Origin of the sequence: Archangium sp., from assembly GCF_036388035.1 — a bacterium.
Taxonomy (GTDB): Bacteria; Myxococcota; Myxococcia; order Myxococcales; family Myxococcaceae; genus Archangium.
The window spans coordinates 1-5,070 of the sequence record NZ_DASVSO010000300.1 but is presented as its reverse complement, the minus strand read 5'-3'; the positions used below and the strand labels follow the sequence as shown (position 1 = coordinate 5,070).

6 protein-coding genes are annotated in these 5,070 nt (G+C 69.2%); all 6 read left to right on the top strand.

Going from position 1 to position 5,070, the window contains the following annotated elements; all coding sequences use genetic code 11:
* Nucleotides 1-352 (top strand): hypothetical protein (locus VF697_RS12485; RefSeq protein ID WP_331094591.1); only part of this gene is annotated, 352 nt, incomplete at its 5' end.
* Nucleotides 353-415: 63 nt separating this feature from the next.
* Nucleotides 416-1,555, top strand: a complete 1,140-nt coding sequence (locus VF697_RS12480; protein WP_331094589.1) for an alpha/beta fold hydrolase — start codon at nucleotides 416-418, stop codon at nucleotides 1,553-1,555.
* Nucleotides 1,552-2,451, top strand: coding sequence for an alpha/beta hydrolase (locus VF697_RS12475; protein WP_331094587.1), 900 nt, complete (start codon nucleotides 1,552-1,554; stop codon nucleotides 2,449-2,451). The genes VF697_RS12480 and VF697_RS12475 overlap by 4 nt, the downstream gene beginning before the upstream one ends.
* Before the next feature lie 65 nt (nucleotides 2,452-2,516).
* Complete coding sequence (locus tag VF697_RS12470) at nucleotides 2,517-3,782, top strand: pyridoxal phosphate-dependent aminotransferase (protein WP_331094585.1); 1,266 nt, start codon at nucleotides 2,517-2,519, stop codon at nucleotides 3,780-3,782.
* Between the two features lie 23 nt (nucleotides 3,783-3,805).
* Nucleotides 3,806-4,144, top strand: coding sequence for an arsenosugar biosynthesis-associated peroxidase-like protein (locus VF697_RS12465; RefSeq protein WP_331094583.1), 339 nt, complete (start codon nucleotides 3,806-3,808; stop codon nucleotides 4,142-4,144).
* Between the two features lie 9 nt (nucleotides 4,145-4,153).
* A partial coding sequence (gene arsS / locus VF697_RS12460; protein WP_331094581.1) for an arsenosugar biosynthesis radical SAM (seleno)protein ArsS occupies nucleotides 4,154-5,070 on the top strand: 917 nt, incomplete at its 3' end.

Genomic DNA, 5,070 nt, shown 5'->3' with positions numbered 1-5,070 from the left:
CTCGGGCAAGGTCTTCTCCAAGGCCGAGCAGGGTCTCACCCACGTGGCCGCGCGCCTGGCCGAGAGCCCCACCTTCCTGCGTGTCAGCGGGGGGCTCATGCGCCGCGGCTTCATCCTGCAGATCCGCCGCACCTCACTCATGGAGAAGACGCTGCACACGCTGCGTGTGCCCACCTCCTCCGAGGTCGAGACCCTGCGCGACCAGCTCCGCCGCATGGGCGACCAGGTGGAGGCACTCGGCTCGCAGCTCGAGCACGTCGTGGAGCTGCTGGAGCGCCAGGAGCAGCCCCCGGCCTCCACCCCCGACGCGGCTCCCGCCCCCCGCCGCCGTCGCGCCAGCTCCGCCCGCTAGGTCTCCTGCTCTTCCTGTTCCCCCTCGCCGAGGGGCCTTCTTCTTCCGTCCCGGAGTTCTCCCGTGAATCGGCCCGCCCAAGCCTTCCAGCGGATCCGCTCGTTTGTGTCGTCCCAGGTGGATGTCTCGCGCTCGGTCGCACAGGCGCTGCAGGACCGCTCCATCAACCCCTACCCGTACCTCAAGCCCATCATCGAGAAGGCGGCCGGCATCCACGAGCCGCCCATCAGCGCCACCCCGCACTCGGTGGTGCACACGCGCGGCACCATGCGGCTGTTGCGCTACGCCGCGCCCCGGCGGCGCTACCGCACGCCCATCCTCTTCGTCTACTCGCTCATCAACCGCTGGTACATCCTCGACTTCCTGCCCGGCCGCAGCCTCATCGAGTACCTCACCCGCGAGGGCTATGACGTCTACGCCATCGACTGGGGCATCGCCGGGCCGGATGAGCACCACCTCACCCTGAGCGAGCTGCTCGGCGGCCACATCCGCACCGCCGTGCGCTGGACGCAGCGGGTGAGCGGCAGCGAGGACGTGACGCTCTACGGCTACTGCATGGGCGGCACCATGGCCCTGGCCTATGCCTCGCTCTACCCCGAGGGCATCCGCAACCTCGTGGTGCAGGCCACCCCCGTGGACTTCAGCAAGGGGGGCATCTACTCGCTGTGGACGCTGCCGAAGCACTTCGACGTGGACTCGCTGGTGGACGCCTACGGCAACGTGCCGCCCTACGTGCTGGAGAGCGGCTTCTTCATGGCCAGCCCCGTGCAGCGCATCACCAAGTGGCTCGACGTCTGCCGGCAGATCGACGACCCGGGCTTCGTCACCACCTTCCTGGCGCTGGAGCGCTGGGGCGCGGACGCCGTGCCCTTCCCGGGCGAGGTCTACCGGCAGTACATGAAGGACTGCTACCAGCAGAACCTCTTCTGCCAGAACCGCATGGAGGTGGGGGGCGAGCGCGTGGACCTGGGCCGCATCCACTGCCCCGTGCTCAGCATCATCGCGGAGCAGGACAACATCGCCCCGCCGGCCATGACCGAGCCACTGCTGGGTCTGCTGGTGGGCGCGAAGGACCGCGAGACGAAGCGCTTCCCGGTGGGACACATCGGCCTGTCGGCCTCCAGCAAGTCCCCGGTGAAGGTGTGGCCGCACATCTCCGCGTGGATGGGCCAGCGCTCGCAGCCGCTGGAGGTGGGGGAATGAGCGAAGCAAAGGTTCAGGACGCGGGGCCCCAGGTGCGGGAGGGCTCCGTCCGGCTGCGCGACGGGCGCCGGCTGGCATACGTGGAGGCGGGAGACCTGGAGGGGACGCCGGTCATCTTCATCCATGGCAACCCCGGCTCGCGCTACATGCGGCACCCGGATGACCGGCTCACGTACAACCTGGGCGTGCGGCTCATCGTCCCGGACCGCCCGGGCTACGGGCTGTCGGACTTCCAGCGGGGACGCACCCTGCTGGACATGCCGGCGGACATCGAGCAGCTGGCCAACACGCTGGGCCTGGGCCGCTTCGCGATCATGGGCGTGTCCGCGGGAGGCCCTTACGTGGCGGCCTGTGCGTACCGCCTGGGCGAGCGGCTCACGGGCGCGGCCATCATCTCCGGCTCGGCGCCCTTCAACCGCTCCGGAGCCGTGGACGGCGTCAACCGGGACTACCGCACCGCCTACGCGCTGGCCACCTGGCCCCACTGGCTGTTGCAGCCAATCTTGAACCTGCACGACCGGACCGTGCGCCGCCGGCCGGACAAGGCCTTCGCCGCGGTGCTCGAGCACTGCTCGGACGATGACCGGGCCGTGCTGTCGGATCCGCTCATTGGCGCACAGGTGCAGAGCTTCCGCGGCGAGGCCACGCGCCAGGGAGTGCAAGGCATGGCACGGGAGGCCCGGCTGCTCACCACGCCCTGGGGCTTCCCGCTCGGAGACATCCGCGTGCCGGTGCACCTCTGGTACTGGGAGGGAGACTCCATCGTGCCGCAGCAGATGGGGCGCTACCTGCACGCGCGCATCCCGAACACGGTGCCCCACTTCCTGCCCGGCGGAGGACACTTCTCCATCTACACGCACTGGAGGGACATCCTCACCGCGCTGGTGCGTGGCTGACGGAAAGCAGGGCGCGGCTCCGCTTCCACCGTGAGGCCGTGCCCGTCCTCCGCTAGCGTGGGGATGTGAGCGACGACATCTCCCTGCCCGCGTTCCGTACCGTGCCGCGCACGGGCGTCATCTACGTCACCACCGAGGCCATGCGCCGCGGCTACCGGGGCGGAGACCCCGAGTGGTGCAACCTCGGCCAGGGCCAGCCCGAGACGGGAGACATCCCCAACGCGCCGCCCCGCGTCGGCAGCGTCACCGTGGACGTGAACGACCTGGAGTACGCCCCCGTCTCCGGACTGTGGGAGGTGCGTGAAACCATCGCCTCCCTCTACAACCGGCTCTACCGGCGCGGCCTGCCCAGCCAGTACACCGCTGAGAACGTCTCCCTCTCCGGGGGGGGCCGGACCTCCCTCACCCGCGTCGCGGCCAGCCTCGGCGCCGTCAACCTCGGCCACTTCCTCCCGGACTACACCGCCTACGAGGAGCTGCTCGACGTCTTCAAGGCCTTCACCTCCATCCCCATCCTCCTCGAGGGCGAGCGCGGCTATGCCTTCACCCACGAGGACCTGCGCCGCGAGGTGCAGGGCCGCGGCCTGTCCGCCCTCCTCTTCTCCAACCCCTGCAACCCCACCGGCAAGCTGGTGCAGGGCGACGAGCTGGCGCGCTGGGTGTCCGTCGCCCGCGAGCAGGAGTGCGCCCTCATCATCGACGAGTTCTACTCCCACTACATCTGGACGGGCCGCCCCGGACAGCTCCCCGTGGAGAGCGCCGCCCGCTACGTCGAGGACGTCAACAAGGACCCCATCGTCCTGCTCGATGGCCTCACCAAGAACTGGCGCTACCCGGGCTGGCGCATGACGTGGACGCTGGGCCCCCGCCAGGTCATCGACGCGGTGTCCAGCGCGGGCAGCTTCCTCGACGGCGGCGGCAGCAGGCCCCTCCAGCGCGCCGCCATTCCCCTGCTGGAAGAGCAGCTCGTGGTGAAGGAGACGCTCGCCATCAACCACCACTTCCGCGAGAAGCGCGACCGCTTCCACTCGCGTCTGGAGCGGCTGGGCATCCGCACGGACCGCCCGCCCGATGGCACCTTCTACGTCTGGGGCAACGTGGCCGGCCTGCCCCCACCTCTCAACGAGGGCATGGGTTTCTTCCGTGCCGCGCTCGACCAGAAGATCATCACCGTCCCCGGCGAGTTCTTCGACGTGAACCCGGGCAAGCGTCGCGCCCGCCCCTCCCGCTTTCGCAGCTACGTGCGCCTGTCCTTCGGCCCCTCCATGGAGGTGCTGGAGAAGGCCCTGGGCCGGCTCGAGACGATGGTGCTGCGCCACACCGGCGGTTAGTCCTTTCCCTGGAGAAACACACCATGAGCCACGACGGTTATTACCACTCCCATGACCTGGCCCGCTTCCCCGACATCGGGAAGAACCGGCCCGAGCTGGCGCAGAAATTCTTCGACTGGTACGGCGCCGTCTTCGCCGAGGGGGCCCTGTCCGTGCGCGAGAAGTCGCTCATCGCGCTGGCGGTGGCCCACGCCGTCCAGTGCCCCTACTGCATCGACGCCTACAGCAAGGACTCCTTGGAGAAGGGCGCGGATCTGGACCAGATGACCGAGGCCATCCACGTGGCGGCGGCCATCCGGGGCGGCGCCTCACTCGTGCACGGCGTGCAGATGCGCAACCACGTGGACAAGGTGGGGATGTAGGAGCCCACCATGCCCAACAGCACGCCGCCCTCCCTCCAGGCGCGGAGGAGTCCCCTCGCCTCTCCCGACACCCAGCGGGAGACCCTCCACCAGCTCCCACTTCCGCGCGAGTTCCACGAGGCGCTCCAGCAGGCCGGCCTCCACCCCTTGCGGCCCACGCGGCTCGACATCTTCCAGATGAACCTGGGGAAGATGTGCAACCAGACGTGTCGCCACTGCCACGTGGACGCGGGGCCGGACCGGCGCGAGGTGATGAGCCGCGAGACGATGGAGCTGTGCCTCGCGGCCCTGGCGAAGACGTCCATCCCCACGGTGGACCTCACCGGCGGCGCGCCCGAGATGAACCCGCACTTCCGCTGGCTGGTGGAGGAGCTGCGGAAGCTCGGCCGGCATGTGATGGACCGCTGCAACCTCACCCTCCTGGAGACGAAGCCCCACTACGAGCTGCCCGCGTTCCTCGCCGAGCACCGGGTGGAGGTGGTGTGCTCGCTGCCCCATTACCGGGCGCTCAACACCGACAAGCAGCGCGGCGAGGGCGTCTACGAGCAGTCCATCCGCGCGCTCAAACGCCTCAACGTGCTCGGCTATGGAGATGGGACGAGTGGCCTGCGGCTCGTGCTGGTGACGAACCCCGTGGGTGCCTTCCTGCCAGCCAATCAGGCCTCCATGGAAGCGGAATGGAAGCGCGAGCTGCTGCGCAACCACGGCATTCGCTTCGACAACCTCTTCGCCCTCACCAACATGCCCATCAGCCGCTTTCTCGAATGGCTGCAACAGTCGGACAACCTGGAGGGCTACCTGCACCGGTTGGTGACGGCCTTCAACCCGGCCGCGGCCCGGGGCGTCATGTGCCGCAACACGCTCTCGGTGGGCTGGGACGGCCAGCTCTACGACTGCGACTTCAACCAGATGCTGGAGCTGCCGGT

Coding starts and splice junctions, on each gene's coding strand:
- VF697_RS12475 (WP_331094587.1), top strand. CDS start 1,552: ATGAGCGAAGCAAAGGTTCAGGACGCGGGGCCCCAGGTGCGGGAGGGC.
- VF697_RS12465 (WP_331094583.1), top strand. CDS start 3,806: ATGAGCCACGACGGTTATTACCACTCCCATGACCTGGCCCGCTTCCCC.